The sequence below is a fragment of the Nocardioides speluncae genome (assembly GCF_003121585.1).
Lineage (GTDB): Bacteria > Actinomycetota > Actinomycetes > Propionibacteriales > Nocardioidaceae > Nocardioides > Nocardioides speluncae.
In genome coordinates, this window is the sequence record NZ_QEOO01000028.1 from 42897 (window position 1) to 69022 (window position 26126).

Below are 26126 nucleotides of genomic sequence, written 5' to 3' on the forward strand. Positions count from 1 at the left end.
CGACTGAGGAGGCTAGAGGCGTGAGCGCACAACCTGGCGAGGGGACCGAGGTCCCGGCTGAGATCGACGTACACACCACGGCCGGCAAGCTGGCCGACCTGGAGCGGCGGCTCGACGAGGCGGTGCACGCCGGTTCGGCGAAGGCCATCGAGAAGCAGCACGCCAAGGGCCGCAAGACCGCGCGCGAGCGGATCGAGATGCTCTTCGACGAAGGCTCGTTCGTGGAGCTCGACGAGCTCGCCCGGCATCGGTCGACCGCCTTCGGGCTGGAGAAGAACCGCCCGTACGGCGACGGCGTGGTCACCGGCTACGGCACGGTCGACGGCCGCCAGGTCTGCGTGTTCTCCCAGGACTTCACGGTCTTCGGCGGCTCGCTGGGCGAGGTGTACGGCGAGAAGATCACCAAGGTCATGGACCTCGCGATCAAGACCGGCTGCCCGATCGTCGGCATCAACGAAGGCGCCGGTGCCCGGATCCAGGAGGGCGTGGTCTCGCTCGGCCTGTACGGCGAGATCTTCCGCCGCAACGTGCACGCGTCCGGCGTGATCCCGCAGATCTCGCTGATCATGGGCTCCTGCGCCGGCGGCCACGTCTACTCCCCCGCCGTCACCGACTTCACGGTGATGGTCGACGGCACCTCCAACATGTTCATCACCGGCCCCGACGTGATCAAGACCGTCACCGGCGAGGACGTCACGATGGAAGAGCTCGGCGGCGCCCGCACGCACAACACCAAGTCCGGCAACGCCCACTACATGGGTGCCGACGAGGAAGACGCGATCGAGTACGTCAAGGCGCTGCTGTCCTACCTGCCTGCGAACAACCTCGACGAGCCGCCGGCGTACGACGAGGAGGCGTCGCTTGAGTTCAGCGACCTGGACCGGACGCTCGACACGCTGATCCCGGACTCGCCCAACCAGCCCTACGACATGCACACCGTGATCGAGGCGGTGCTCGACGACGAGGAGTTCCTCGAGGTCCAGCCGCTGTTCGCGCCGAACATCCTGGTCGGCTTCGGCCGGGTCGAGGGCCGGCCGGTGGGCGTGGTCGCCAACCAGCCGATGCAGTTCGCCGGCACCCTCGACATCGACGCGTCCGAGAAGGCCGCGCGCTTCGTGCGCACCTGCGACGCGTTCAACGTGCCGGTGCTGACCTTCGTCGACGTGCCCGGCTTCCTGCCCGGCACCGACCAGGAGTGGAACGGCATCATCCGCCGCGGCGCGAAGCTGATCTACGCGTACGCCGAGGCGACGGTCCCGCTGGTCACGATCATCACCCGCAAGGCGTACGGCGGTGCGTACGACGTGATGGGCTCCAAGCACCTCGGCGCCGACATCAACATCGCCTGGCCGACCGCGCAGATCGCGGTGATGGGCGCTCAGGGCGCGGCGAACATCGTCTACCGCCGCGAGCTCGCCGCCGTCGCCGACTCCGGCGGCGACGTCGAGGCCCGCCGCGCCGAGCTGGTCGACGACTACGAGACCACGCTGGCCAACCCCTACATCGCCGCCGAGCGCGGGTACGTCGACGCCGTCATCGCGCCGCACGAGACCCGCGTCGAGGTCGTCCGCGCCCTGCGGCTGCTGAAGTCGAAGCGAGAGACCTTGCCCCCGAAGAAGCACGGGAACATCCCGCTGTGAGTGACGCTGTGAGCACCGACGGGGGCAAGCCGGTCCTGCGGATCGTCAACGCCGACGCGACGCCCGAGGAGGTCGCGGCGGTCGTCGCGGTGTTCTCCGCGCTGGGCTCATCGAGCGCGGCGGCCACGCCGCGGCGTACTCCGGAGTGGTCGGCACCGCGCCGCCGGTTCCGGCAGACCTTCGCGCACGGCGCCGGCGGCTGGCGGTCGAGCGGGCTGCCCCGGTGATGACACCGGTGATGACACAGTGACCTCGGCGGTCCAGGCGGAGTTCGACCACCTGGTGTACGTCGTACCCGACCTGGACCGCGCGGCTCAGAAGTTCCGGGCGGCGGGGTTCGAGGTCAGCGGCGGCGGCAAGCACGATGACGGGCCGACCCACAACGTCCTGGCGCCGCTGGCGGGCGAGACCTATGTCGAGCTGCTGGCGTTCCGCAGCGGGCTGGTGCGCCGCGCGATCCGGCTGTTGGCCCGGACGCCGCTCTGGCCGCGGTTCGCCGCGAAGCAGCCCCCGGTGCGGCGACCCTTCGTCGATGCGATGGGCCGGGCGAGCGGCCCGGCGCGGGTGGTGTGGCGGGTGGCCGACCTGGACGGTGCGGTCACGGCCCTGCGCGCCGCCGGCTTCGAGTACGACGCCCCGAACGCGATGTCGCGAACCACGCCCGACGGCCGGCCGGTCCGCTGGTGGCTCGCCGGCGCGGCCGACCTGGACCTGCCCACGCTCATGGAGGACCTCACACCTCGTGCGGACCGGATCCCGGCCGCCGCGGCGGACGCGCCGTCGGTAACCGGGATCCGGCTGGCCGTCGCGCACCCGGAGCGGGTGCGCGCGGCGTACGAGCTGCTCGGCCTCGGCAACCTCGACCTGTCCGCGGCCGCGCCGGAGATCACCCTGTCTGAAGGCACCCTTCCGTAGGCCCGCCTTCCGCGTTGAACGACCGTTCGTTCAAACGAAGGTTATGAACGAACGGTCGTTCAAGCGGCGTCACCGGGTCAGCTGCTCGCCCGCGCCCGACCGGGAGCGAAGATCGCGGCGACCACGGCGACCGCGACCGCGGCGGCACCGGTGAGCAGCGCGGGGCCGACGGCGCCGTCGTACCCGGTCGGCGAGATCTGACCGCCGTTCTCAAGGAACACCGCAACCAGCACGGCCACGCCGAGGGCGACGCCGAACTCACGAACGGTCGAGTTGGCGGAGCTGGCCATCGCGAAGTCGTCGTCCGGAAGGCCGTCGAGTACGGCGGTGGCGCTGGGCGCGAAGGTCAGACCCATCCCGACGCCGGCCAGGATCAGGCCCGGCACGAACTCGCCGTACGTGCCCGCGGACTCGGCGACCGCAGCCATCCACACCAGCGCCGCGGCCTGCATGACCAGACCGGTCAGCAGCAGGGCCCGCAAGCCGGTGCGAGGCGCCAGTGCGCCCGCTAGCGGGGCCACGACCATCGGCGCCGCGGTCCACGGCAGGGTGCGGATGCCAGCCTCCAGCGGCGTGTAGCCCTGCACGACCTGCAGGTACTGCGACAGCAGGAACACCGCGCCGAACATGCCGAGGGTGAACATCAGGCCGATCACGTTGGCGACCGAGAACCCGCGCGAGCGGAACAGGCGCAGCGGCAGCGTTGCGTGCTCACGACCCCGGGCGTGCACGACGTACGCCGGCAGCAGCAGCGCCGCGACGACCATCGAACCGACAACGCCGATCGAGCTCCAGCCGTCCTCGTTGCCGTGGACGATGCCCCAGATGCCGAGGAAGACGGCACCGCCCAGCAGGAAGGTGCCGACGATGTCGAGCGGGCGGCGGACGCCCTTCGACTCGCGCACCGCCCAGATCATCAGCGGCACGGCGACGACGGCGACCGGCACGTTCAGCCAGAAGATCGCCTGCCAGCTGACACCCTCGACGACCGCGCCACCGACCACCGGGCCGAGCGCCACGCCGAGCCCGGAGACGCCGCCCCAGATGCCGATCGCGGCGGCGCGCATCTGGGTCGGCACGGCCGCGGCCAGCAGGGTCAGCGACAGCGGCATGATCGCCGCGGCACCCAGCCCCTGAACGGCGCGGGCCGCGATCAGCGCCTCGGCCGACGAGCTCAGGGCGGCCGCGATCGACGCCGCGGTGAAGACGGCGATGCCCGCGAGCATCACCCGGCGGCGGCCGAGCCGGTCTCCCAGCGTCGCAGCCGGCAGCATGAACGTCGCGAAGGCCAGCGTGTAGGCGTTGAGGAACCACTGCAGCTGGCTGACGTTCGCGTTCAGGTCGGCCTGGACCACGGGCAGGGCACTCGTCATCACGAGGTTGTCCAACGTGGCCATGAACATCGGCAGCGAGGTGGCGACGATCGCCACCCAAACAGGGACCTTGCGGCCGCGAACGGCCGGTCCCTCGGGGATCGGGTCGACCGGGCGGTCGACGCTGAGTGTGCTCACGGTGTGCTCCTGGAAGTCGAGTTCGCAACTAAGAAGGCATTGAATGATTACTTATATGGAAGGCTAAGTAATCAAGTGATAATCTGTCAACCATGGCGCCCACGAAGTCAGCAGAAGCAGCAGCCGCACCGGTCACCCGGATGGGCGCCGGCGAGCGCCGCGAGCTGGTGCTGGAGGCGGCGACCCGCGCCTTCGCACGCACCGGCTTCGCCGGCACCAGCACCGACGCGGTGGCGCGCGAGGCCGGCGTCTCCCAGCCGTACGTCGTGCGCATCTTCGGCACCAAGCTCGACCTCTTCCTCGAGGTCTACCGGCGGGCCGTGGGCAAGATCGCGGCCGCGTTCCGCGCCGTACTCGACGACGGTCAGTTCGACCCCGACAGCGAGGACGACTGGACGCGGCTCGGCAACGCCTACACCGACCTACTGGCCGACCGCGACTTCCTGCTGGTGATGATGCACGGCTTCTCGGCCGGCAGCGTCCCGGAGATCGGGGCGGCGGCCCGCGGCTGCATGTCGGAGATCTTCACGATCGTCACCAGTACCGGCTGCTCGGCCGAGGCGGCCAGGGACTTCATCGCCCAGGGCATGCTGATGAACATCATGCTCGCGATGGGCGCCGCGGAGCATCTCGACGAGTCACCGGCGCTCGCGGCACTCACCGAGTGCGCGTTCGGTGAGGCGATGGCAGTGGTCAGCCCGCCCCGCTGACTCGACCACCTAGGCTGACCCGGGTGACCACGCTCGTTCTCGCCTCCGCCTCCCCCGCCCGCCTCTCGACCCTGCGCAGCGCCGGCATCGAGCCGACCGTGATCGTGAGCGGCGTCGACGAGTCACAGGTCGATGGGCTGCCGCCGGCCGAGCTGGCGCTCCAGCTGGCCGAGCTGAAGTGCGCGGCCGTGGCGGCTCGTTCCGATCTCCCCGAGGACGCCCTGGTGGTCGGCTGCGACTCGGTGCTGGAGCTGGACGGCGAGGCGCTCGGCAAGCCGGCCGACGCCGACGAGGCGGTACGCCGCTGGCAGGCGATGCGCGGCCGCACCGGCACCCTGCACTCCGGCCACTCCCTCCACGACACCGCGACCGGCAAGATCGCCGCCGCGACCGCGAGCACCGTGGTCCACTTCGCCGACATCACCGACGAGGAGATCGCGGCGTACGTCGCCACCGGCGAGCCGCTCCACGTCGCCGGTGCCTTCACCGTCGACGGCCTCGGCGGCGCCTTTGTCACCGGCATCGAGGGCGACTACCACAATGTCGTCGGCCTCAGCCTGCCGTTGTTCCGCGACCTGCTCCTCGAGCTCGGCCACACCTGGACCGAGCTCTGGGCGTAGCGGCCCGCCCGAAAACCAGGTCTCATCGAACGCGTCGAGGGCCGACACTTGTTCGCGGCGTAACCGAAGTCTGTCGCGGGAAGGATGCCCGCGCGCGCCGCGAAAGGAAGTCCCATGGAGTCGGCCATCACCGTCACGCCAGCGCAGCTGCCCGAGCTGCTGCTGAACGTGGCGACCGTGCGACCGATCTTCGTGTGGGGCGCGCCCGGCATCGGCAAGTCGAGCATGGTCCGCGCGTTCGCCGAGTCCCTTGGCCTGGACTGCGTCACCCTAATCGGCACTCAGCTGGCACCGGAGGACCTGATCGGCGTACCGCAGATCCACGAGGGCCGGTCGCGGTTCTGCCCGCCCGAGTCGATCGCCCGTGACCAGCCGTACTGCCTGTTCCTCGACGAGCTCAACTCGGCCTCGCCGGACGTCCAGAAGGCGTTCTACTCGCTGATCCTCGACCGCCGCATCGGCGGCTACGAGCTGCCCGAGGGCAGCGTGGTGATCGGGGCGGGCAACCGTGCCACCGACAACGCCTTGGCTCGCCCGATGGCCTCGGCGCTGGCCAACCGGCTGGTGCACGTGCACCTGCGCGCCGACGTGGCCGACTGGCTGGCCTGGGCGGTCAACGCGGGCATTCACCAGTGGGTCGTGAACTATCTGACCGAGCGTCCGGACCACCTCTGGAGTGCCGCCCCGAAGGTCGAGGAGGCGTTCTCGACGCCACGGTCGTGGCACATGCTGTCCGACGCCCTGCACTCGTGGGGTCCGGTGCTGGAGGACGAGATGCTGCGGGTGCTGGCCCACGGCACGCTCACTCCGGCGCACGCGTCGGGGTTCTGCGGCTGGGCCAAGATCGTGCGGCACGAGTACGGCGTCGAGGAGATTCTGAAGGGCAGCGCGAGCTGGCCGCGCGAGCCTGAGGACCGCGACCTCCTCTACTACCTCGCCGAGTCCTTCCGCGCGCGCCTGATCAAAGGGCTGCCCGCGGACAAGAACCATGGCTCGCAGGCGTCACAGGAACTCGGGTTCCGGGCCAAGGCGCTGCTGGTCCAGCTCGCGGAGATCTCCCTGGAGGTCGCCCAACTGGTGCTTGCCGAGGACGAGAACGGCGACCAAGGCACGCTGCCGAGCTGGTTCCTGGTCGAGGCGGCGCGCGACATGCCCCGCCTGGTTGCCGCCCGGAAGTGAGGCCGAGCCCGTGAGCCGTAGTGGCGGCAAGGCGCGTCGGCCCGACCCGGCCGCCGAGGCGCGTCAGGCCGGGCTGGACGCGGTCAACCAGCACGTCGCGTTTCGGTATCTGTCGTGGCGGTCGGTGCTGGACGAGCACCACGATCACGTCCCCGCGGACGGGTGGGCCGTGGTCTCCTCGGCCGGCACGGTCTACCTGCACCCCCGCCGCCACGGCAGCCCTGGCGAGTGGGCCTGGGCCGTTGCGCACGCGCTGCTCCACCTGGGTATGGGGCACGCCCCCGACGCCAAGGGCGCAGCCGCCCGGCCGCAGGCGGGCGTCGCCCGGGCCGCCGCGCAGTGCGTGGTCGCGAACCGCTTCCTCGCCGGGCTGAACCTTGGCCAACCACCGCTCCCGCTGCCGGCCGTCCTGCCGGACGGCGACGAGGACGGGCTCGCCGTGCAGTGGGCCGAGCACGGCGTCCCGGCGCAGTTCCAGGACTGCGGTTCGGGCGGCTCCGCGGTCGACGTACTCCTGGCTGCCGGGTACGGATGGCCAGACCCGGTCGACTGGCAGGCGCAGTTCGCGGCGGGGCTCACCGACGCCGTGGCCGAGGCGATAGAAGAGGCGGGCGGGAGCTCGCGCTGGAACGCGGACGGGTCCCGGCGCCGCAAGCCTCAGTGGGAGCGGGCGCTCGGCTGGTTCGTGTCGCACTACCCGCTCCTCGGCGCGGTCGCGTCCGGGATGACCATCGTCGCTGACCGTGCGCTCGCTCAGCAGTGGGACATCTCCGTCGCCGCCGTCAACGCCAGCGCGGGGGAGATCTACATCAACCCGCTGGTGAGCCTCACCGAGGACGAGTGGCGCTTCGTCCTCGCCCACGAGATGCTGCACGCCGCGCTGCGGCATGCCGACCGCTGCGGCATGCGCGATCCCTACCTCTACAACGTCGCGTGCGACTACGTGATCAACCAGTGGCTGATCGAGATGCGCGTCGGTGCGATGCCCTACGGGAGCCTGTACGACGCGCGCCTGGCCGGCCTGTCCGCCGAGGAGGTCTACGACCGGATCGCTGGGGACCTACGCCGGCTGCGCCGCCTGTCCACGATGCGCGGCAAGGGCCGCCCGGACGTGCTGGGCGACCCGCTGCCGCGGCCCGGCGAGACCGGGCGCGGGGTCGAGTTGGACGACTTCTACCGGCGGGCCCTCCTGACCGGGCTGAGCTACCACCAGAGCGAGGAGCGAGGGCTGCTGCCGAGCGGCCTGGTCCAGGAAATCCGCGCGCTCGAGCACCCTGCGCTTCCGTGGGACGCCCAGCTGGCGCGCTGGTTCGACGAGTGGGTCCCTGCGCGCGAGCCGATCCGGACGTTCGCACGGCCGCCGCGGCGGCAGGCCTCCACGCCCGACATTCCGCGGGCCGGTCGCTACCTGCCCGATGAGCCGGTTCCGAGCTGCACGTTCGGCGTCGTACTCGACACCTCCGCGTCGATGCCCACCAAGCTCCTCGGCAAGGCCCTCGGCGCGATCGCGTCGTACGCACTGGCTCGCGACGTGGCAGCGGCGAGGGTTGTGTTCTGTGACGCCGCGGCCTACGACGCCGGCTACATTCCGGTGGCGGAGATCGCCGGGCGGGTCCAGGTGAAGGGCCGCGGCGGGACCGTGCTCCAGCCGGGCGTCAACCTCCTGCAGACCGCTGACGATTTCCCGGACACCGCTCCGATCCTGATCATCACCGACGGAGCCTGCGATGTGCTGGCAGTCCGCCGCGAGCACGCCTACCTGGTTCCGCGCGGTGCGCGGCTGCCGTTCACGCCACGGGGCCCGGTCTTCGAGTTCCGGTGACCGGCGTGACTAGAGCTCGCCTGGGGTGAAAAGCGTCAGCTGCAGGCCGTCGGGGTCCTGGACACGGGCGTTGCGGTCGCCCCACGGGGTGTCGACGGCGGGTGCCACTCGGGTGCCGCCGGCATCGGCGAGCTGGTCGGCGAGGGCGTCGCTGTCGGGTACCTGGAAGCAGAGGCGCACCTGGCCGGAGACCTGGCCCCCGGCCTCCACGTCATCGATGTTGGCCGCCTGCGCCTCGTCGAACAGCTCGAGGGTGGCGCGGCCGGCCTCGAGCAGGATCACCCGGCCGTCGTCGCTGCTCCAGTCGGCGACCTGGTCCAGGCCCATCGTGTCGCGGTAGAACGCAACGGCCCGGTCGAAGTCCTGGACGGTCAGGGTGACCCGCAGCTCGCTGATCTCGGTCATCGGCATCCCTGTCCTGGCGGTTGATCAGTGGAGGGTGGGGCGGTACGTGAGCTCCTGAGTGTGCCCGTCGAGCACCCGGCTCTCGAGCAGCTCCAGGTCGAAGTCGGCCGCGCCGCCGAAGACCGGGAATGCCCCGGTCCGGCCGCTGACCACCGGGAACACCGTCAGCTGGACGCGGTCAACCAGGCCGGCCGCCATCAGCGCCCGGTTCATCGACAGGCTGCCGTGGGAGCGCAACGGTACGTCGGACTCGTCCTTGAGCCGGGCGACGACCTCGACGGCGTCGCCGCTGACCAGGGTCGCGTCCGGCCAGTCGAGCGGGCCTTCGAGGGTCGTGGACACCACCGTGGTCGGCATGTTCCGCATCAGGGTGTTCACCGGGTCGAGGTCCTTGATCGCCCCTGTGCTGGGGCCCATCAGCTGCACGAACTGCCGGAAGGTGTTGGCCCCGAGCACCAGCCGCTGCTCCTCGCCGTACGCCGTCAGGCGGCCGTCGAGGAACTCGGGACCCTGCTTGCTCCAGTAGCCGCCCCAGTCGCCGTCCTCGTTGTAGGAGCCGAAGCCGTCGACGGTGGAGAACACGTCGAAGGTGTACGTCGCGGGCATGCGGCTCCTCAGTGGTCGGCGGGCACCCGGTTGTGGGGACGCGGGCGGCGCGGGTGGCGTGGGTGGATCGGCGTACTGAAGATGAAGGTGCGGAACAGATAAAAGCGGGCGGCCATGCCGAGGCCGAGGCCGACCACGTTGGCGGCGACGTTGTCCGACCACGGGTCGGTCCGGTCGAGCACGTTGCGGCTGAACCACAGGCAGGCGATCGGCAGCGTCATCGTGGCGACGTTGATCAGCACGTACGCCGTCCGGCCGCCGTCCGGGTGGCTGGTCGAGCGGTGCCGGAACGCAAACGAGCGACTGCCCCGGTAGCTGATCGCCATGCCGACGGTGTTGGCGATCACGTAGGCCCAGATCACGTGGTCGTCGAGCAGCGCGTGGCTGCCCGGGTTGAACCCGTGGACCAGGAAGTTGAACAGGATCAGCGCGACCATGGTGGCGATGCCGCCCACCGTCAGGAAGCGGGCAATCTCCGCCACCAGTCGCTGCCAGCGGTTCCCCATGGCGTTAAGGCTAGCCGGGTGCCCCGTTCAGCCCACCGAAACCCCCAGGTCATCGGGCATATCAGCGGGTTTGTACCTCTTCCCAGGTCACGCCGTTGTCGGTGCTGCGGTAGAGCCTCTTGGAGGCGCCGGCGTAGATGGCGACGCCGTCGCTGCGCACATCGAAGGTGACGAGGTCCGGGCGATGCGCGGCGTCATCGAACGGCGGGCCGGAGTCGACGCGCACGAAGGCTCTCCCGTCCTCACCCAGGTAGAACCCAGCATCCTCGCCGTTGGACGGCGTGGAATGCGTGAGGAACGATCCGTCCGGCAGGACCGCAACCTGGTACGCCTCTGCCGCCGGCGGCACCGCGCCCTCACTCGAGGCTGGCTCGATCCGCTGCCAGGTCGCACCGCCGTCGCGGCTGACATGAAGTGCGTCGATGACGGGTGAGCGATAGGAGTCGCTGGTCTCCCCGAACGCGAGCGTGGCGGCGCTGGCGGACGGTACGACGAAGTAGAGGTCGCCGAGTTGGTCGGGAAGCGGATGCCGCTGCCAGTTCAGGCCGCCGTCGTCGGACCACAGGTAGCCGGGACTGGCGCCGTACCCGGGGTTGACAATCGCATGGAGGCGACCATCGGCCGCCTGATGCAGCTCGTGCACATCCTCGGGCACCGGCACTCGGTGGCCGGCTAGGGTCACCGGGTCGACGGCGACCCAGCCGGCATACGGCACGCCAGACCCTTGGATGCCGACCACAACCTCGGCTGGCTCGGCCGGCCATGGAGTCCGATCCACCTCAACCTCGCTGAGCGTCCCATCGGTTGCCAGCAGCTGCGGCGGCTTCGCCCATCGCTCGATCAGGAAGCCAACCCTGCCGAGCGGCTTGGCGGAGCCGAGCCGACCACGCACCGTATGCCGGGACTCGAAGCCGTCGTCTGTCACGGCAATCGCGTGCCGGTCACCAAGCCACCATCCGACCGCCCTGATATCGGGGTCGTCGGGCGACACCACGACGAACTCGACCTCGGCGCGTCGGTGGTCGATGATCTCGTCGGCCGACATCTTCGGCGTGGGCAAGTCGGTCGGACTGGGACCGGGGTCTGAAGGTTCGGCGCGGTCATGCCCGGGCAGCTGGGCAAGGCCGATCACCACGGCCACCGCAGCGGCGGCCAGCCCGGCGAGCGCCGTACGCCGGAGCCGGCGGCGGCGAGCGCCGCGGTGGCGCAGGGCAGCCAGGTCAGGTGTGCTGTCCACCGCGTCCGCGGCGGCATCGGCGACGCCGCCGGTGAGCAGCTCGTCGAGGTCACGCATGGCGGTCCTCCTTCATGGCCCGAGAGGTGGAGTCGAGCAGGGCGGCAAGCGCCTGCCGGCCGCGGCTCAGCCGCGCCTTGACGGTGCCGACGGCGACACCGGTGGCGGCTGCCACCTCGTTGATCGGCAGGTCGGCCAGGTAGTGCAGCGCGAGCGCCTCCCGCTGCCCGGCCGGCAGCCGCTGCATCGCCGCGACCAGCACCAGCCGGTCATCGGGTAGCGGTGGATGGCTCGCCTCAGGACGGGCGGCGCGGAACCCGAGCCGCTCGCCGGCCGCGCGGCGCCGGAACCGGGTGCGCGCGACATTGACCGCCACCGTGCGCAGCCAGGCCTCCGGGTTGTCGGCGGCCTCGAACGCGCGCCTCTTGTCCGCTGCCCGGACGAACGCCTCGGCGACCACGTCCTCGGCCTCGCCCAGGTTTCCGCAGACGGCGTACAGCTGCCCGACCAGGCGCCGGTACGACGCGTCGAACACCTCCTGCAACCGGTCCATCGCCGTCCCCCTTCTGGTCAGTCACTCATGCGACTCACGGCGACGGCGAAAGGTTGCGTGCGCTTGCGGCCGTCTACAGGCCGAGCCGGCTGGCCGACTCCTCGCGCATCTCGACCTTGCGGACCTTGCCGGTGACCGTCATCGGGAACTCATCGACCAGGAGCACGTAGCGCGGGATCTTGTAGTGGGCGAGCTTGCCGGTCGCGAACGCCCGGACCGCGTCGGCATCCAGCGGCGCGGCGCCCTCGCGAATCCGGATCCAGGCGCACAGCTCCTCGCCGTACTTCTGGTCCGGTACGCCGACGACCTGGACGTCCTCAACGTCCGGATGGGTGTAAAGGAACTCCTCGATCTCGCGCGGGTAGATGTTCTCGCCGCCGCGGATCACCATGTCCTTGATCCGGCCGACGATCGTGCAGTAGCCGTCCTCGCGCATCACCGCCAGGTCACCGGTGTGCATCCAGCCGTCCGCGTCGATGGCCTCGCGGGTCTTGGCTGAGCCCTCCTCGTTGTCAAGAGGCCAGTAGCCGACCATCACCGAGTAGCCGCGGGTACAGAACTCCCCCGGCTCGCCACGCTCGACGGTCGCGCCGGTGGTCGGATCGACGATCTTCACCTCGACGTGCGGGTGCACCCGGCCGATGGTCGCGGTCCGGCGGTCCAGGTCGTCGTCAGCGCGGGTCTGGGTCGACACCGGGGACGTCTCGGTCATGCCGTACGCAATCGAGACCTCACTCAGGTGCATGTCGTCGATGCACCGCTTCATCACCTCGACCGGGCACGGCGAGCCGGCCATGATGCCGGTGCGCAGCGAGGACAGGTCGTAGTCGGCGAAGCCCGGCGCGTTCTGCATCGCGATGAACATCGTGGGTACGCCGTACACGCCGGTGCAGCGTTCGTCCTGGATCGTCCGCAGCGTGATCTCCGGGTCGAAGCCGGGCGCCGGGATCACCATCGTCGCACCGTGGCTGGTGCAGCCGAGGTTGCCCATCACCATGCCGAAGCAGTGGTAGAAGGGCACCGGGATCGCCAGCCGGTCCTCCTGGCTGAACCGGATAGTCTCGGTCGTGAAGTAGCCGTTGTTGAGGATGTTGCGGTGGCTCAGGGTCGCGCCCTTGGGGAAGCCGGTGGTGCCGCTCGTGTACTGGATGTTGATGGGGTCGCCCGGCGCGAGCTCGGCCATCCGCCCGGCCAGGTCCTCCTCGCCCGTCGCCGCCGCCAGCAGCGCGGACCAGTCCGGCGTACCGAGGAAGACCACGCGCTCCACCGCAGTCTCGCCGACCACCTCGTCGACCATGGACCGGTAGTCACTGGTCTTGAACTGAGTCGCCGAGACCAGCAGCCGGACGCCCGACTGGTTCAGCGCGTAGGCGAGCTCGTGGGTCCGGTACGCCGGGTTGATGTTGACCAGGATCGCGCCGATCTTGGCAGTCGCGAACTGGGTCAGCGTCCACTCCGCGCAGTTCGGCGCCCAGATCCCGACCCGGTCGCCCTTCTCGATCCCGGCGGCCATCAGGCCGCGGGCCAGCGCGTCGACGTCGGCGTTCAGCTCGGCATAGGTCCAGCGCCGGCCGCTGGCGACCTCGACCAGCGCCTCGCGGTCGCCGTACGCCGCGACCGTGCGCTCGAAGCTGGCACCGATGGTCTCCTCGAGCAGGTCCGGGCTGGTCTCGCCGCGAGCGCAGGACTCCATGCCCCGAGACTAGTGACGCCCGGCCTCAGCCGAACAGACCGACGAAGCCTTCCAGCAGCCGCTCCGGCTCGGTCACCGTCGCGGCCGCCGCCATCGCCTTGAGGCCTTCGGCTTCCGACGGGTCGAAGTAGCCGTAGTGCTGGTACACGTCGACCCGCGTGCACAGGCCGTCGCTGTCCAGCTCCGGGTGGAACTGGGTGGCGTAGACGTTGTTCCCGAAGCGCAGCGCCTGCACCGGGCAGGTTGCCGACGAGGCCAGCACGACCGCGCTGCGCGGCATCCGCGAGATGCCCTCCTTGTGGCCGAGGAAGGCGTCGAAGTAGTCCGGGAGTACGCCGAACAGCGGGTCGGCCCGGCCCTCGTCGGTGAGCTCGATCTTCACCGCGCCGACCGGCTCGCCGTACGTCCGGTCGACCGCGCCGCCGTCACGGACGCCGAGCGCGCCGATGCCGTAGCAGGCGCCGAAGAACGGGAAGTCGCGGGCGACGACCTCGTCGAGCAGAGCCTGCGTCTCGGCCTCGACCCGGACCTGGACCGCGCCCTTGGACTCCGCCGGGTCGCTGACGTTGAACGGCCCGCCGCCGACGATGATCCCGGCCCAGTGGTCGAGGTCGACGTGGCCCAGAGGATCGCGCTCGAGACGGTGCCGGCGCAGCCTGGACTCGTCGAGCCCGGCGTAGGCCAAGATGGCGTCGTACTCGTTGTCGGCGGCCTCATCCTCGGCCCGAGTCGCGAGGAGCAAGAACGGCTTCATAAGGACATAATGCCCAATGTGACCTGGGTCACTCCACGGGCAGTCCCAGTCCTCGGGCAATCAGCATCCGCTGCACCTCCGAGGTGCCCTCGCCGATCTCCAGAACCTTGGCGTCGCGGTAGAGGCGGACGACCGGGTACTCCTCCATGAAGCCGTAGCCGCCGAAGACCTGGGTCGCGATCCGGGTGGCGGTGACCGCCGACTCGGTGGCGTAGAGCTTGGCCACCGACGCGGCCTGCTTGAACTCCTTGGCCGACGGCCCGCCCGCGCCGTCCATCGCGTCCTTCATCGCCGCGGCCTTGTAGGTCAGCAGCCGGGAAGCCTGCAGCATCACCTCGAGGTCCGCGATCTGGAACGCGACGCCCTGCTTGCGGCCGATGGGTACGCCGAAGGTCTGCCGCTCGCCGGCGTAGGTCACGCAGTGGTCGAGGCATGCCTGGATGCAGCCGACCGCTAGCGCCGCGATCGCGACCCGGCCGTCGTCGAGAGTGGCGAGGAACTGCGCGTAGCCGCGACCCCGCTCCCCCAGCAGGTTGCCGGCCGGGACGTGGGCGTCGGTGAAGGTCAGCGGGTGGGTGTCGGAGGCGTGCCAGCCGAGCTTGTCGTACGCCGGCTCCGCGACGAAGCCGGGCGTGTCCGCCGGCACGATGATCGTGGAGATCTCGGCCTTGCCGGAGTCGCTGACTCCGGTCCGGGCGGTCACGGTGACCAGCGAGGTGTTCGAGGCGCCGGAGTTGGTGATGAACTGCTTGCTGCCGTTGACCACCCACTCGCCGTCGACCAGGTCGGCCTTGGTGCGGGTGGCACCGGCGTCCGAGCCGGCGCCCGGCTCGGTCAGCCCGAACCCGGCCAGCGTCTTGCCGGCCACCAGATCCGGCAGCCAGGTCTTCTTCTGCTCGTCGGTGCCGTAGGTCAGGATCGGGTTGATGCCGAGGCCGACCGCCGCCTCCAGCGTGATCCCCATCGACTGGTCGACCCGGCCGATCTCCTCGATCGCTAGACATAGGGATGTGAAGGCGCCGTCCTCGGCTGTTCCACCGAGGCCGCCGTACTCCTCGGGCGAGGTCAGTCCCATCAGCCCGAGCTGGCCCATCTTCTGGACCACGTCGACCGGGAAGTGGTGGTCCTTGTCCCACTGCGCGGCGTGCGGCGCGATCTCGGCTTCCGCGAAGTCGCGGACGCTCCGCCGGAACTCCTCGTGCTCACGGCTCAGCTCGAACGACATGGGTTTCCTCGTCTCTGGTGACCTACGCTTACGTGCACGTCAACGGTAGTTCGCTTACGTAGCGTCAGGGCAAGGTCAGCGTGTCGGGGACGGCGAGGGAGGTGTGTCGATGGAGTGGTCGATCCGCGACCTGGCCCGTGAGTACGACGTCACGCTGCGCACGATCCGGCACTACGAGGCGCTCGGCCTGCTGACCCCGGAGCGCCGCGGCCAGACACGGGTCTTCCACAACCGGGACCGGATCCGGCTGGAGCTGGTGCTGCGCGGGCGTCGGCTCGGGTTCCCCCTCGACGAGATCGCCCGGATCGTCAACATGTACGACGACCGGCCCGGCGAGGAGGGGCAGCTGCGCTACCTGCTCGACCAGATCGGCGTACGCCGTGCCGAGCTGGCGCGGATGCGCGAGGACATCTCCCGCACGGAAGCGGACCTCGACGCCGTCGAGGCCCGCTGCCGTGAGGAGCTGGACCGGCTCAGGTAGCCGGTCGGATACGCGTTAGGCGCGGTAGGCCGCCCAGGCGTTGTTCATCCGGGTCGACTGGCCGGGGGTGAACTGGTTGTAGCAGTCGTCGTAGGAGTAGTCCATGTAGTTGTGGATCGGGTCGAGCCCGGGCAGGTTGCAGGAGTCCCGGCCGGCCGGGCAGCCCGAGGTCGAGCTGGACTGGGCCGGGGTGTCGGCGACCTCGTCGTTGGTGGTCGTGCAGCCGCCCTGGAAGGTGTGCCACAGGCCCATCCAGTGACCGACCTCGTGGGTCAGCGTCTTGCCCTTGTCGAAGTTGGTCGCGCTGCCGCCGGGGACCGAGGTGTAGTCGATGACCACGCCGTCGAGCTCCGGGTCGCTGGAGTACCACGACGGGAAGGTCGCGAAGCCGAGCCCGCCGATGTCGACCGACCAGACGTTGAGGGTGCCCGCGTCGCCGACCCGGGTCTGGGACTTCATCTCGGACTCCACGTTGGGGGTGTCGGTCCGGGAGAACCAGCGGGAGTTGTTCCAGCGCTTGGTCTGCTGCAGGTGGAAGGTGAAGCCGGTGTTGGCGGCGACGCCCGGGTTCTCCACGCCGGCGAATCCGGCGTTGAGCACGTCGATCTGCTCGGCGATGGTGGCGTCGCTGACGTTGCCCACACCCTTGCGGCCGGTGACCACGTGGAAGACCACCGGGATCGAGGCCCCGGCGGTGAGGCTCGCGCCCTCGCCGTCGGCGCGGATCTCGGCGACCTTGTCGCGCAGCTCCTTGTTCATCCGCTTCGCCGCGGCCTGGCTGACCTCGTTGCGCTCCTGGCCGGACGAGCCCGGCTTGCCGCGAGCAGCGGAGAACGCGCCGTCGGCGCACTCCTCGGCTGCGCCGGCCGGGGCAGCGGTCGTGGCGACCAGAGCGGGCTGGGCAAGCACGAAGCCGGCCAGAGCGACTGAGGCGACGGTCGGTGCGATCAACGCGCGACCGAGCTTGGGCAGAGCCATGGAACCCTCCAGTGATGAAGCCGCGCGCAGGGTCACGCGGATTGCGGCAGATCTTGCGATGAGATCACGATTCAACGCAATAGTTGGCGGCGATTTTCTTTTTCTGGCTGCCGACGTCCTGTCGTCCGTGATATAGGCACCACAAGAAAGGACGGCCCCGGCCTTAGCGGCCGGGACCGTCCTTGTCGTACGGCGCGAACCTCAGCAGGTGAGGTTCGCAGTCACCGACTGGCCACGGTCGACGGTGACCTGCTTGGTCTCCAGCACGGTGCCGGTGGCCGACTCACAGGTGAGCGTCCATGCCTCGGTGCCGCCGTCCTGCTCGACCTCGGGCCGGGTCGACGGGTTGGCGTGCCAGGTGTAGGACCCACCTGCGGGGACGACGAGGGTCGAGTCCAGCGTGTCCTGGAAGGTCGCCCCGCTCCAGGTAGCGGTGGCGAAGGTCTTCTTCAGACGCAGGGTGACCCCGGCCGGCGCCGTACCTGAGATCACCGCGTGCCGGGTCTCGTTGACGGTGCTCTCGGCGGCGGTCAGGAAGGCCTCGCGAGCCCCGCCGGTGGCCTTCTTGCCGCCCTTGTACATCGACACCACGTTCGAGAACGTCGGGTGGAAACTGTTGCCGCCGTGCTCGAAGGTGAAGCCGAGCCCGCCGGTCGCGAAGTACGACCAGTCCTCGGTAGTGCCGGTGGTGTCGTAGAGCTGGTAGCCGTACTGGCTGGTGTAGCCCATCGGGGCGGCCATCGCGTCGCCGAGCGCCTTGTAGACCGCCTCGTCGGGGGTGAGCCCGGCCGCGGCGTAGCCCGGCGGCCGCAGCACCAGGTTGGAGTAGGTGTGGTTGGTGATCAGCGTGACCACCTGGCGCGACGACACGAGCTCCTGGATGTTCTGGGTCTCGGGCTCGCTGAACGCCCCGGAGCCCCGGTAGGTCTCGCTGGTCTTCGAGGTCGAGGCGCCCGGGCCGCCCCAGAAGCCGCCGTAGTTGCGGTTCGGGTCGGTACCGAGAGAGAAGTTGGAGCTGTTCTGGCACTCACCGGCGCCGGGCAGCACCAGGTCGGTGATCCGGCAGTTCTTCCGCTTCATCTCGTAGGTCTGGGTGCGGCTCACATCGAAGCCGTCCGGGTTCACGATCGGCACGAACAGCACCCGCGACTTGTCGAGGATGTTCTTGATCCGCGGGTCCGCGGAGTTCTTCAGCAGGTCGTAGGCGAACTCGATGGTGAGCTCGCCGGACGGCCATTCGCGCGCATGGTGCACGCCCATCACCAGGAAGGTCGGCTTGCCGTCCTTGGCAGCGACGTTGTTCGAGACCTCGAGGGCCTTGACCTGCCGACCCTCCAGGCTCGGGTGGTTGAGGTTGAACAGCCGCGTCTGGCTCGGGTACGTCGCGGCGAGGCTGGCCAGGTCGGTGCCGTAGTCGGCCAGCGTCCGGTACGCCGTACGGCCACTCGGCAGTCCCGCACCCGGCGGCCTCGCCGCCCGTGCGTACTCCTTGTCGGCCTCGACGCGCAGCCGCTCCGCCTCGGCGAGGTCGGCGACCACCACCCGCCAGCTGAAGCCGGCATCACGGAGCTTGGCCCGGTCGGCCCGGCCGTAGGACACGAGGTCGACGGTCGTGCGGGTGCCGTGCTCGGTCAGGTCGAGGTCGAGCGCCTGCAGCCTTGCCTTGTGGACATGGCTCGGCGTCGAGACCCGGAGAATCTGCACTGCCTCGGGCTTGGCGACCGAAGCAGGGTCGGCTTGGGCGCCGACATTGGGGGCGACGGCAGTCGCGGCGGCAAGCGAGACGAGCGCGGCGGCGACTGCCCACCGACCGGCTCGGGCACGGACGTTCGGCACAGATCCTCCGGGGGTTCGGGGTTGAAAGTGGCTGGACCTTAACCGCGACGAGTCCCGGACCGGAAGAGTTCCGACCTGGCTTTACCGGATGGTGCGGGTGATGAAGCCGTGGATCGAGCGGTTGTTGACCTCGGCGTACACACCGGGGAAGAGCGGTACGGCGCAGCCGAGGCCGTAGCTCACGATGCCGACCTGGACCCGGCGGCCGTTGGCGAGCCTGCCGAACAGCGGCCCACCGGAGTCACCCTGGCAGGAGTCGCCCAGCAGCGCCTCGGCACACATCTCCGAGCCCGGCTTGAAACCGACCAGCCCGTTGGTCACGCAGCTCTGGTCGGCGACCGCCCTGACGTCCACAGCCTTGAGGTGCGCCGGGATGGTCTGGGACATGAAGAACTCGGTGCCCCAGCCGGCGACGGTCAACGCGGCGCCGCCGCGCTCCAGGGAGTTGTTGGTCGCCGGGACAAGCCCGATCGGAGGCGACTTGATGTCGGCCTTCACGTGGATCAGCGCGGCGTCGTACGTGCCCGTGCTGGCGTACGACGGGTGGACGACGATCCGGTCGACGAGCAGCGTCTGGCCGGTCGTGCGGCGGTCGATGTTGGTCCGGCCAACGGCGACCTGGATGTCACGCGGCTTGGTGTCGACCATGCAGTGCGCGGCCGTCAGCACCCAGCGCTTGGCGATCACCGAGCCGCCGCAGAAGTGCCCCTCGGTGCCCGGCTTCCCCTTCGTCTGGATCGACGCCATGAATGGGAACTGCCCGCTCTTGGCTTGGTAGCCGCCGACGATGCCGGAGGCCGGGGCCGGCCCGAGGGCGGCGACGAGAGACAGGATGGCGGCGGCAAGGAGAAGTTTGCGCATGTCCAGGCCAACGAGGCGGGAGTGCGCGTCGTTATGGCCGGACCGGGTCGCCGACCCGGATCGTGCCCGGGCCGCCGTCGCCAAGCAGCGGGACGAGCCGGATCCCGAACCAGGTCTTGCCGTCCCACTTGCGGTGCCTGGCCAGGGTCCGGATCGGCTCCGGGCCGCGGGCCAGTGTGTCCGGGTCGATCGTGGTGAACACGCACCGGTCGCAGATCTGCTGGAACCGGAAGTCGACCTCGCCGATCCGCACCCGCGACCAGCCGTCCTCGGCGAACGGCTCGTCGCCGTCGATCACGATGTTCGGCCGGAACCTCCGGATCGAGATCTCGACAGGCTCGATCGGCGAGGAGGTCTCGGCAACCCACTCCTGGAGCTGAGCGAGCGAGGCCCGCGAGGCGAGCAGCAGCGGCCCGGCATCGGCCAGGCTCAGCGTCTCGCCGTCGAGTCCGCCGTTGCCAGGGTTGACCGAGCGCGCGGTCGGGTCCGCCTGCCAGACCAGGCGGGCTTCGTGGCCGATGACGTCGGTGACGAACGCCGCGGCGTCGTCACCCGCGTCGGTCGCCTTGGGCAGCCGCGAGAAGTTCACCTCCACCAGCGGCCCGGCGGCGGGCGTGGGTACGGCGAGCCGGCGGCCGGCGTACTCCAGCTCGATGCCGCCACCGTCGATCGGCACCGCCGCCACCCGCAGCAGCTCGGGCGCCTCGCGCCCGGTGACCTTCTTGCCCTCCGCGCCGATCACCGCCCAGCGGCGGTCACCGACCGCTCCCCACGGCTCGAGCTCAAGCTCCGAGCAGGCCAGACCGCGACCGGACTTCAGGGGGTAGCGCCACAGCTCCTCGATCCTCACAACCGCGACGTTAGCCGGGCCCGCGCAGCGCCGCGGCGGCGTTCCCGGGACAGATCCCACAGGAAATGGTCGAAGTCGACCTCCATCGTGTGCCGGGCGGAGGCGTAGAAGCGGCGCTGGTACGCCGCGTGATCGCGCGCCGACTGCTTGCGAACCACGGCGTCGCTGGGCGGGGCGTAGTCACCGCGCAGCAGCTCGCTGATCCAGACGCTCTGCGCCTCGGCCAGCGGCATCACCGCGCCGACCGGCTGCATCAGGCCGACGAAGAACAGCCGGGGCAGATCCGGGTGGATAGCCCGCTTCCACAGCGGCAGCTCGTTGTCCTTGACCGCCAGCAGGTCGTCGTCGAGGAACGGGAACGACACCCGGTAGCCGGTCGCCCACACGATCAGGTCGGCGGGCACGCTGGTGCCGTCGACGAACACCACCCGATCGCCGTCGAGCCGCTCGATTGCCGGCTTCGGCGTGACCCGGCCGGACTTGAGCGCGTCCCGGATGCCCTCGGACTGCACGGGGTGCGACTGGCCCGGCCGGTGCGGCGGCTGCGGCAGTCCCAGCTTGGCGACGTTGCCGGAGAGAAGGCGCCCAGCCGGAGTCGCGCTGCGGTGACCCACCACGGCAGCCAGGCCGGCAGCGAGATCTGGTCCGACGGCTTCCCGAGGAGGAACTTGCGCAGCACCCACTGACCGCGCCGCTGGGAGAGCGTCGCCGTGCGGGCGTGCTCGGCGGCGACGACGGAGATGTCGAGCGCCGAGTTGCCGGAGCCGACCACGACCACGTCGCGACCGGCGAGCTGGTCGGCGGTGCGGTAGTCGTGGGCGTGGATCTGCTCGCCGGCGAAGGTCCCCGGGTAGGCGGGCTCCGGCCAGCGGGCGTCCCAATGGTGGCCGTTCGCGACGATGACGGCGTCGAACTCCTCGGTGCGCTGCCCGTCGGGCCCGGTCACCGTCACCAGCCAGCCGTTGCCGGAGCGGGCGACGTGGTCGACGGTGGTCGAGAACGTGATCCGGTCGCCGAAGCCGAAGTGCTCGACGTACGCCGCGAAGTAGGCGGCCACCTGGTGATGCATGGCGTACGGCGGGTAGTCGGCCGGCATCGGGAAGTCGGAGAAGGCCATCCGCGGGCACGAGGTGTTGATCTCCAACGTGTCGTAGCAGGCGGAGCGGCCGTTGGGGTTGTCGTAGACCCAGTTGCCGCCGACCACCGTGCCCGCCTCGTAGCACTCGAACGGGATCGCGGCCTCGTAGAGCGCCTTCGCGGCGGCGATCCCGCTGGACCCGGCGCCGATCACGCAGGTGCGCGGCAGCGCGGGGTCCGGGGCGACCGGCGTACGACGCGCGGGGGCCCGATGCTTCTCCTTCACCAGGTACGACATGCGCGACATCGTGCCAGCCCCCGGGCTGAGAGAAAGATCGCATCCGGGGTTCGCCGGACAGGGGCCACGCATTCTGGCGGCGTACTGGCCCTAGACTCCGGAAGAGTCGTCCAGGGTGCAAGGGAGCGTCATGCCCGTCAAGCCGTTGCAGAAAGTGCTCATCGCCAACCGTGGTGAGATCGCAGTCCGGGTGATCCGTGCGTGCAAGGATGCCGGCATCGGCAGTGTCGCGGTGTACGCCGACCCCGACCGGGACGCGCTGTTCGTCCGGCTCGCCGACGAGGCGCACTCGCTGGGTGGCGCGACGCCGGCGGAGTCGTACCTGTCGATCGAGAAGATCCTCGCCATCGCGGCGAAGACCGGCGCCGACAGCGTGCACCCGGGCTACGGCTTCCTGGCCGAGAACGCCGACTTCGCGCAGGCGGTGATCGACGCCGGGCTGATCTGGGTCGGCCCCTCCCCCGCGGCGATCGAGGCGCTCGGCGACAAGGCGAAGGCCAAGCACATCGCGCAGAAGGCCAACGCCCCGCTGGCCCCCGGCACCAAGGACGCGGTCCAGGACGCCGACGAGATCGTGGAGTTCGCGAAGGCCAACGGGCTGCCGGTCGCGATCAAGGCAGTCTTCGGTGGCGGCGGCCGCGGCCTGAAGGTGGCCCGCACCCTCGAGGAGATCCCCGAGCTGTACGAGTCGGCGGTGCGCGAGGCGGTCACCGCGTTTGGCCGCGGCGAGTGCCTGGTCGAGAAGTTCCTGGACCGGCCGCGCCACGTCGAGACCCAGTGTCTGGCCGACCAGCACGGCAACGTGGTCGTGGTCTCCACCCGTGACTGCTCGCTGCAGCGGCGGCACCAGAAGCTGGTCGAGGAGGCGCCCGCGCCGTTCCTCACCGACGACCAGATCACCCGGCTGTACGAGTCGTCCAAGGCGATCCTGCGCGAGGCCGGGTACGTCGGCGCCGGCACCTGCGAGTTCCTGGTCGGCCGCGACGGCACCATCTCCTTCCTCGAGGTCAACACCCGGCTCCAGGTCGAGCACCCGGTCACCGAGGAGGTCACCGGCATCGACCTGGTTCGCGAGATGTTCCGGATCGCGGCCGGTGAGGAGCTCGGGTACGACGACCCGGAGATCCGCAGCCACTCCATCGAGTTCCGGATCAACGCCGAGGACGGCGGCCGCAACTTCATGCCCGCCCCCGGCACCCTGTCCCAGTGGAACCCGCCGTCCGGGCCCGGCATCCGCGTCGACGGCGGCTACGAGGTCGGCGAGACCGTCCCCGGCTCGTTCGACTCGCTGGTCGCCAAGCTGATCGTCACCGGCCGCGACCGCACCCAGGCCCTCGAGCGGTCCCGCCGCGCGCTCGACGAGTTCAAGGTCGACGGCATGCCGACCGTGATCCCGTTCCACCGCGCGGTCGTCGACGACCCGGCGTACATCGGCGACGGCTCGAAGTTCGACGTCTACACGACGTGGATCGAGACCGACTTCGACAACCAGATCGCGCCGTACGACGGTGACGCGGCCGAGGCCCCCGAGGCCGCGGAGCGACAGACGGTCACAGTCGAGGTCGGCGGCAAGCGGCTCGAGGTCGTGCTGCCCGGCGGGCTCGGCGGCATCGCCGTCGGCGGCGGCGCGGCGTCCGCGAAGAAGCCGAAGCGCGCCGCCGGAAAGAAGGCCGGTGCCGCGGCCAGCGGCGACGCCGTCGCCTCGCCGATGCAGGGCACCATCGTCAAGGTCGCGGTCGAAGAAGGCCAAGAGGTCGAGGAGGGCGATGTCATCGTCGTACTCGAGGCGATGAAGATGGAGCAGCCGCTGAAGGCCCACAAGGCCGGCACCGTCACCGGCCTGGCTGCCGAGGTCGGCGCCACGGTCACCAACGGCGCCGTACTCTGCGAGCTCAAGTAGCCACTCTTGGCATTTGTTTGAGGGCTGCTTGGGCTTGGGGCTCGGTCAGCGAATTACGTGGTCACTGTCTGCTGTGGTCCAGTGACTTGGTTTCGGTAGGCGCCCGGCTTACGGCTGTTGGTGGTCAACGTTCATTTGGTTGCGGTTATCCACAGGCCGACGATTTTCCTTGAACCGCCTTTCGAACACGCCTATAATTGAAGACATCCAGCTGATCGCTGCGCTTCGGGGGAGGTGCCGGAAGAATGCTCGTCAATGCGCCGCATCCGGTGCTTGCCTGTGCCGCCGCTATTGAGGCTGCATTGAGTGAAGTGGTCGATACCAATCCTGCTTTCATGCCGACCAGCGCGAAGGCCGATGCCCTGCTCGCGCTGTCTCGACTGGAGGTCCAGCTGACCGCGCTGCGGCTGAAGGTGATGGCCGCCGCCGAGGACGCGGCCGTCGATGCCGGTGCTCGGGACGTGGCGGCATGGTTGGCGCATGAGTCTCGCGAGGTCCCCACTGCGTGCCGGGCCGAGCTGCACCTCGCGGTGGCGCTCGATGCCCGATGGACCCGCCTCGGCACGGCGGTCGCCGACGGCGTGGTGAACCTAGCCCAAGCCCGAGTGATCGCTCGCGCGCTGGATGAACTGCCCGGCGATCTCGACCCGGCCCTGCTGGTGCAGGCGGAGAAGTATCTGGTCGAAGCCGCCAAGGAGTATCGGCCCGATCAGCTGCGGGTGCTGGGTCGGCGGATCCTGGACGTGATCGCGCCCGAGATCGGCGAAGCCGAGGAAGCAAAGCAGCTCGCGCGCGAGGAAGAACGCGCCTGGGAGACCGCGAGCTTCACCCTGACCAGGCGCGGAGATGGCACCACCCGACTCAGCGGCCTCCTGCCCGACGCCGCGGCGACACGACTAGCGACCTACCTCGACGCGTTCACCAGCCCCCGCCAACAGGCCGCGCCGACGCCACAACACCGAGCCCGCGGGCACGCGTTCATCGCGCTTCTCGAACACCTCGACCCGGCCAAGCTTCCAGCGCACGGCGGCGACGCCACCACCGTCATGGTCACCATCAACCACGACGCCCTGACCCGCGACCTCGCGGCCGCCGGGTTGGTCGGCACTGACGACAAGATCACCGCCGCCCAGGCCCGACGACTCGCCTGCACCGCCCAGATCATCCCGGTCGTGCTCGGCGGGAAGTCCGAGATCCTGGACCTCGGCCGCACCCGCCGCCACTTCTCACCCGCCCAGCGCAAAGCGCTGCGGCTCCGCGACCAGAATTGCCGCGGCGAGAACTGCACGATCCGGGCGCAGTGGTGTGAGGCCCACCATTGGCAGCCATGGTCGAAGAGCGGAAATACCAACCTCGCCGACGGAATACTGCTCTGCAGCCATCATCACCACCGAGCCCACGACACACGTTATTCCACGGAAAGAATGCCCAACGGCGATATCCGATTCCACCGCAGAACGTAAACAAACCGCAACCATAGAACGACGACCGCAGCGGCGCGCAAGGCACACGTCTGGATTGAGTTGTACCGCAACCAAACGCCGACAGTGACCACGTAACTCGGTACTCACCGATAGCCAGGAGGCCCAGCCAGGGCGTCAGCTCAGCGGCCACCGGTGCGTCGCGTGCAACCGGTGCGCCGAGGCGACGGCGGTGAGGTCGCGGCGCGGGCTGGCGGTCGAGCCAGGTGGCGGCACCGCTGACCACCGACCCCGTCGAGCGTCCGTGAGCGCTGGATGAGGGCTCTCTCATCCGATCCGGGTTCAAACGGGAGGAAACAGCCGTACGACGCGCCAGGCGACGCAGTCGGACATTCCGGCAACATCCCGGAGCCGTGATGCAACAATGGCCACCATGCCAACGCTCCGGCCTCGGCGTACGCAACAACAGCGGCGCGAAGAAACCATCGGTCGCCTCCTGGATGCTGCCGGTGAGGCGCTCTTCGAGGTCGGCTACTCCCACACGACGGTGCAGGAGATCTGCAGCCGCGCCGGCCTGAGCCAGGGCGCGCTGTTCCGGCATTTCCCGACCCGTCGGGCGGTGCTCGCCGCGACCGCAGCCCGGGTGGCCGAGGAGCAGGTCCAGTCGTTCCGGAACCGCTTCGAAGGCGTGGTCGCCTCACCCGAGACGATGCTCCCCGCGCTACGGGAGCTGCGGGACCTGACCCGGTCGCACAACAACCAGGTGTGGCACGAGCTGGTGCACGCCGCCCGCACCGACGAGAAGCTGCAGCACGAGATCCAGCCGGCGCTGCGCGACTACCGCCGGCGCAGCGCCCAGGCCCTCATCGAGTTCGCCGGAGCGATGTTCCCGAGCGAGGAAGAGCTGCGAGCCGTCTTCCGGGTCTGCTTCCACTACTTCGACGGCGAGGCGTCGGCGAGCGCGGTGCTGAGCGACCCCGAGCGCGAGGAGCGGAGCCTCCAGATCCTGGCCGACCTGGTCCTCGCTCGCGCCGGTGTCCCCGCGCGCTGA

26 protein-coding genes are annotated in these 26126 nt (G+C 69.9%); 11 read left to right on the top strand and 15 right to left on the bottom strand.

Annotated features, from left to right (window positions below; translation table 11 throughout):
• Window positions 1–20: 20 nt before the first annotated feature.
• From DDV73_RS15690 to DDV73_RS15700, 3 genes are read left to right on the top strand one after another with little or no spacing between them, the layout of a single operon-like run.
• Window positions 21–1640: an acyl-CoA carboxylase subunit beta gene (locus DDV73_RS15690; RefSeq protein WP_109508200.1), complete on the top strand. Its 1620-nt coding sequence runs from the start codon at window positions 21–23 to the stop codon at window positions 1638–1640.
• A complete protein-coding gene (locus DDV73_RS15695) occupies window positions 1637–1867 on the top strand; it encodes an acyl-CoA carboxylase epsilon subunit (RefSeq protein WP_109508201.1) in 231 nt (76 codons plus the stop codon). Before DDV73_RS15690 ends, DDV73_RS15695 begins: the two co-directional genes overlap by 4 nt.
• A gap of 19 nt (window positions 1868–1886) precedes the next feature.
• Entirely contained in the window at window positions 1887–2555 is a 669-nt protein-coding gene (locus tag DDV73_RS15700) for a VOC family protein (RefSeq protein WP_109508202.1), read from the top strand.
• Window positions 2556–2632: 77 nt separating this feature from the next.
• Here the strand turns inward: DDV73_RS15700 and DDV73_RS15705 are convergent, their stop codons facing one another.
• Window positions 2633–4066 (bottom strand): MFS transporter, encoded by a 1434-nt coding sequence (locus DDV73_RS15705; protein ID WP_109508203.1) that lies wholly within the window; start codon window positions 4064–4066, stop codon window positions 2633–2635.
• 92 nt (window positions 4067–4158) lie between these two features.
• Between DDV73_RS15705 and DDV73_RS15710 the strand changes: the two genes are divergently transcribed.
• From DDV73_RS15710 to DDV73_RS15725, 4 genes are all read left to right on the top strand, one after another.
• The gene (locus DDV73_RS15710; RefSeq protein ID WP_240617314.1) at window positions 4159–4776 is read left to right on the top strand and encodes a TetR/AcrR family transcriptional regulator; all 618 of its coding nucleotides are present in this window, start codon (window positions 4159–4161) and stop codon (window positions 4774–4776) included.
• A 23-nt stretch (window positions 4777–4799) separates the two neighbouring features.
• On the top strand, window positions 4800–5396 hold the full coding sequence (locus DDV73_RS15715) for a Maf family protein (RefSeq protein WP_109508205.1): 597 nt from the start codon (window positions 4800–4802) through the stop codon (window positions 5394–5396).
• A 114-nt stretch (window positions 5397–5510) separates the two neighbouring features.
• Complete coding sequence (locus DDV73_RS15720; RefSeq protein ID WP_109508206.1) at window positions 5511–6575, top strand: ATP-binding protein; 1065 nt, start codon at window positions 5511–5513, stop codon at window positions 6573–6575.
• Between the two features lie 10 nt (window positions 6576–6585).
• Window positions 6586–8397, top strand: coding sequence for a vWA domain-containing protein (locus DDV73_RS15725; RefSeq protein ID WP_109508207.1), 1812 nt, complete (start codon window positions 6586–6588; stop codon window positions 8395–8397).
• Between the two features lie 9 nt (window positions 8398–8406).
• On the opposite strand, the gene DDV73_RS15730 is transcribed toward DDV73_RS15725, so the two are convergent.
• The 8 genes from DDV73_RS15730 to DDV73_RS15765 all read right to left on the bottom strand — a co-directional run bounded on the left by DDV73_RS15730 (window position 8407) and on the right by DDV73_RS15765 (window position 15373).
• Complete coding sequence (locus tag DDV73_RS15730) at window positions 8407–8802, bottom strand: VOC family protein (protein WP_109508265.1); 396 nt, start codon at window positions 8800–8802, stop codon at window positions 8407–8409.
• A gap of 24 nt (window positions 8803–8826) precedes the next feature.
• Window positions 8827–9408 carry a dihydrofolate reductase family protein gene (locus DDV73_RS15735; RefSeq protein WP_109508208.1) on the bottom strand — a complete coding sequence of 194 codons (582 nt, stop codon included), beginning with the start codon at window positions 9406–9408 and terminating at the stop codon, window positions 8827–8829.
• An 8-nt stretch (window positions 9409–9416) separates the two neighbouring features.
• Entirely contained in the window at window positions 9417–9914 is a 498-nt protein-coding gene (locus tag DDV73_RS15740; RefSeq protein WP_109508209.1) for a GtrA family protein, read from the bottom strand.
• A 61-nt stretch (window positions 9915–9975) separates the two neighbouring features.
• On the bottom strand, window positions 9976–11208 hold the full coding sequence (locus DDV73_RS15745) for a WD40/YVTN/BNR-like repeat-containing protein (RefSeq protein ID WP_109508210.1): 1233 nt from the start codon (window positions 11206–11208) through the stop codon (window positions 9976–9978).
• A complete protein-coding gene (locus DDV73_RS15750) occupies window positions 11201–11701 on the bottom strand; it encodes an RNA polymerase sigma factor (protein ID WP_109508211.1) in 501 nt (166 codons plus the stop codon). Before DDV73_RS15750 ends, DDV73_RS15745 begins: the two co-directional genes overlap by 8 nt.
• Before the next feature lie 73 nt (window positions 11702–11774).
• The gene (locus DDV73_RS15755; protein WP_109508212.1) at window positions 11775–13394 is read right to left on the bottom strand and encodes an AMP-binding protein; all 1620 of its coding nucleotides are present in this window, start codon (window positions 13392–13394) and stop codon (window positions 11775–11777) included.
• Between the two features lie 25 nt (window positions 13395–13419).
• The gene (locus DDV73_RS15760; protein ID WP_109508213.1) at window positions 13420–14148 is read right to left on the bottom strand and encodes a glutamine amidotransferase; all 729 of its coding nucleotides are present in this window, start codon (window positions 14146–14148) and stop codon (window positions 13420–13422) included.
• Between the two features lie 28 nt (window positions 14149–14176).
• The gene (locus tag DDV73_RS15765) at window positions 14177–15373 is read right to left on the bottom strand and encodes an acyl-CoA dehydrogenase family protein (protein WP_109508214.1); all 1197 of its coding nucleotides are present in this window, start codon (window positions 15371–15373) and stop codon (window positions 14177–14179) included.
• A gap of 109 nt (window positions 15374–15482) precedes the next feature.
• Between DDV73_RS15765 and DDV73_RS15770 the strand changes: the two genes are divergently transcribed.
• Window positions 15483–15854, top strand: a complete 372-nt coding sequence (locus DDV73_RS15770; RefSeq protein ID WP_109508266.1) for a MerR family transcriptional regulator — start codon at window positions 15483–15485, stop codon at window positions 15852–15854.
• Window positions 15855–15869: 15 nt separating this feature from the next.
• On the opposite strand, the gene DDV73_RS15775 is transcribed toward DDV73_RS15770, so the two are convergent.
• From DDV73_RS15775 to DDV73_RS15795, 6 genes are all read right to left on the bottom strand, one after another.
• Window positions 15870–16832, bottom strand: a complete 963-nt coding sequence (locus DDV73_RS15775) for a zinc metalloprotease (protein WP_109508215.1) — start codon at window positions 16830–16832, stop codon at window positions 15870–15872.
• A 201-nt stretch (window positions 16833–17033) separates the two neighbouring features.
• Window positions 17034–18668 carry a M14 family metallopeptidase gene (locus tag DDV73_RS15780; protein ID WP_109508216.1) on the bottom strand — a complete coding sequence of 545 codons (1635 nt, stop codon included), beginning with the start codon at window positions 18666–18668 and terminating at the stop codon, window positions 17034–17036.
• A gap of 81 nt (window positions 18669–18749) precedes the next feature.
• Entirely contained in the window at window positions 18750–19529 is a 780-nt protein-coding gene (locus DDV73_RS15785; protein WP_109508217.1) for a S1 family serine peptidase, read from the bottom strand.
• 31 nt (window positions 19530–19560) lie between these two features.
• Window positions 19561–20379 (bottom strand): MOSC domain-containing protein, encoded by an 819-nt coding sequence (locus DDV73_RS15790; RefSeq protein WP_109508218.1) that lies wholly within the window; start codon window positions 20377–20379, stop codon window positions 19561–19563.
• Window positions 20376–20876: an NAD(P)/FAD-dependent oxidoreductase gene (locus DDV73_RS29490; RefSeq protein WP_276310119.1), complete on the bottom strand. Its 501-nt coding sequence runs from the start codon at window positions 20874–20876 to the stop codon at window positions 20376–20378. Before DDV73_RS29490 ends, DDV73_RS15790 begins: the two co-directional genes overlap by 4 nt.
• On the bottom strand, window positions 20768–21754 hold the full coding sequence (locus DDV73_RS15795; protein WP_206050902.1) for a flavin-containing monooxygenase: 987 nt from the start codon (window positions 21752–21754) through the stop codon (window positions 20768–20770). The genes DDV73_RS29490 and DDV73_RS15795 overlap by 109 nt, the downstream gene beginning before the upstream one ends.
• Before the next feature lie 130 nt (window positions 21755–21884).
• On the opposite strand from DDV73_RS15795, the gene DDV73_RS15800 reads away from it, so the two are divergent.
• The 3 genes from DDV73_RS15800 to DDV73_RS15810 all read left to right on the top strand — a co-directional run bounded on the left by DDV73_RS15800 (window position 21885) and on the right by DDV73_RS15810 (window position 26126).
• Window positions 21885–23654: an acetyl/propionyl/methylcrotonyl-CoA carboxylase subunit alpha gene (locus DDV73_RS15800; protein ID WP_109508219.1), complete on the top strand. Its 1770-nt coding sequence runs from the start codon at window positions 21885–21887 to the stop codon at window positions 23652–23654.
• A 335-nt stretch (window positions 23655–23989) separates the two neighbouring features.
• Window positions 23990–25117, top strand: a complete 1128-nt coding sequence (locus DDV73_RS15805; protein ID WP_240617315.1) for an HNH endonuclease signature motif containing protein — start codon at window positions 23990–23992, stop codon at window positions 25115–25117.
• Between the two features lie 391 nt (window positions 25118–25508).
• On the top strand, window positions 25509–26126 hold the full coding sequence (locus tag DDV73_RS15810; protein WP_161962420.1) for a TetR/AcrR family transcriptional regulator: 618 nt from the start codon (window positions 25509–25511) through the stop codon (window positions 26124–26126).

What these genes read in the sequence shown, in the direction of transcription:
- DDV73_RS15710 (WP_240617314.1), top strand. Translation starts at nt 4,159, where the DNA reads ATGGCGCCCACGAAGTCAGCAGAAGCAGCAGCCGCACCGGTCACCCGG.
- DDV73_RS15720 (WP_109508206.1), top strand. Translation starts at nt 5,511, where the DNA reads ATGGAGTCGGCCATCACCGTCACGCCAGCGCAGCTGCCCGAGCTGCTG.
- DDV73_RS15730 (WP_109508265.1), bottom strand. Translation starts at nt 8,802, where the DNA reads ATGACCGAGATCAGCGAGCTGCGGGTCACCCTGACCGTCCAGGACTTC.
- DDV73_RS15735 (WP_109508208.1), bottom strand. Translation starts at nt 9,408, where the DNA reads ATGCCCGCGACGTACACCTTCGACGTGTTCTCCACCGTCGACGGCTTC.
- DDV73_RS15740 (WP_109508209.1), bottom strand. Translation starts at nt 9,914, where the DNA reads ATGGGGAACCGCTGGCAGCGACTGGTGGCGGAGATTGCCCGCTTCCTG.
- DDV73_RS15745 (WP_109508210.1), bottom strand. Translation starts at nt 11,208, where the DNA reads ATGCGTGACCTCGACGAGCTGCTCACCGGCGGCGTCGCCGATGCCGCC.
- DDV73_RS15750 (WP_109508211.1), bottom strand. Translation starts at nt 11,701, where the DNA reads ATGGACCGGTTGCAGGAGGTGTTCGACGCGTCGTACCGGCGCCTGGTC.
- DDV73_RS15755 (WP_109508212.1), bottom strand. Translation starts at nt 13,394, where the DNA reads ATGGAGTCCTGCGCTCGCGGCGAGACCAGCCCGGACCTGCTCGAGGAG.
- DDV73_RS15760 (WP_109508213.1), bottom strand. Translation starts at nt 14,148, where the DNA reads ATGAAGCCGTTCTTGCTCCTCGCGACTCGGGCCGAGGATGAGGCCGCC.
- DDV73_RS15765 (WP_109508214.1), bottom strand. Translation starts at nt 15,373, where the DNA reads ATGTCGTTCGAGCTGAGCCGTGAGCACGAGGAGTTCCGGCGGAGCGTC.
- DDV73_RS15770 (WP_109508266.1), top strand. Translation starts at nt 15,483, where the DNA reads ATGGAGTGGTCGATCCGCGACCTGGCCCGTGAGTACGACGTCACGCTG.
- DDV73_RS15775 (WP_109508215.1), bottom strand. Translation starts at nt 16,832, where the DNA reads ATGGCTCTGCCCAAGCTCGGTCGCGCGTTGATCGCACCGACCGTCGCC.
- DDV73_RS15785 (WP_109508217.1), bottom strand. Translation starts at nt 19,529, where the DNA reads ATGCGCAAACTTCTCCTTGCCGCCGCCATCCTGTCTCTCGTCGCCGCC.
- DDV73_RS15795 (WP_206050902.1), bottom strand. Translation starts at nt 21,754, where the DNA reads ATGTCGTACCTGGTGAAGGAGAAGCATCGGGCCCCCGCGCGTCGTACG.
- DDV73_RS15800 (WP_109508219.1), top strand. Translation starts at nt 21,885, where the DNA reads ATGCCCGTCAAGCCGTTGCAGAAAGTGCTCATCGCCAACCGTGGTGAG.
- DDV73_RS15805 (WP_240617315.1), top strand. Translation starts at nt 23,990, where the DNA reads ATGCCGACCAGCGCGAAGGCCGATGCCCTGCTCGCGCTGTCTCGACTG.
- DDV73_RS15810 (WP_161962420.1), top strand. Translation starts at nt 25,509, where the DNA reads ATGCCAACGCTCCGGCCTCGGCGTACGCAACAACAGCGGCGCGAAGAA.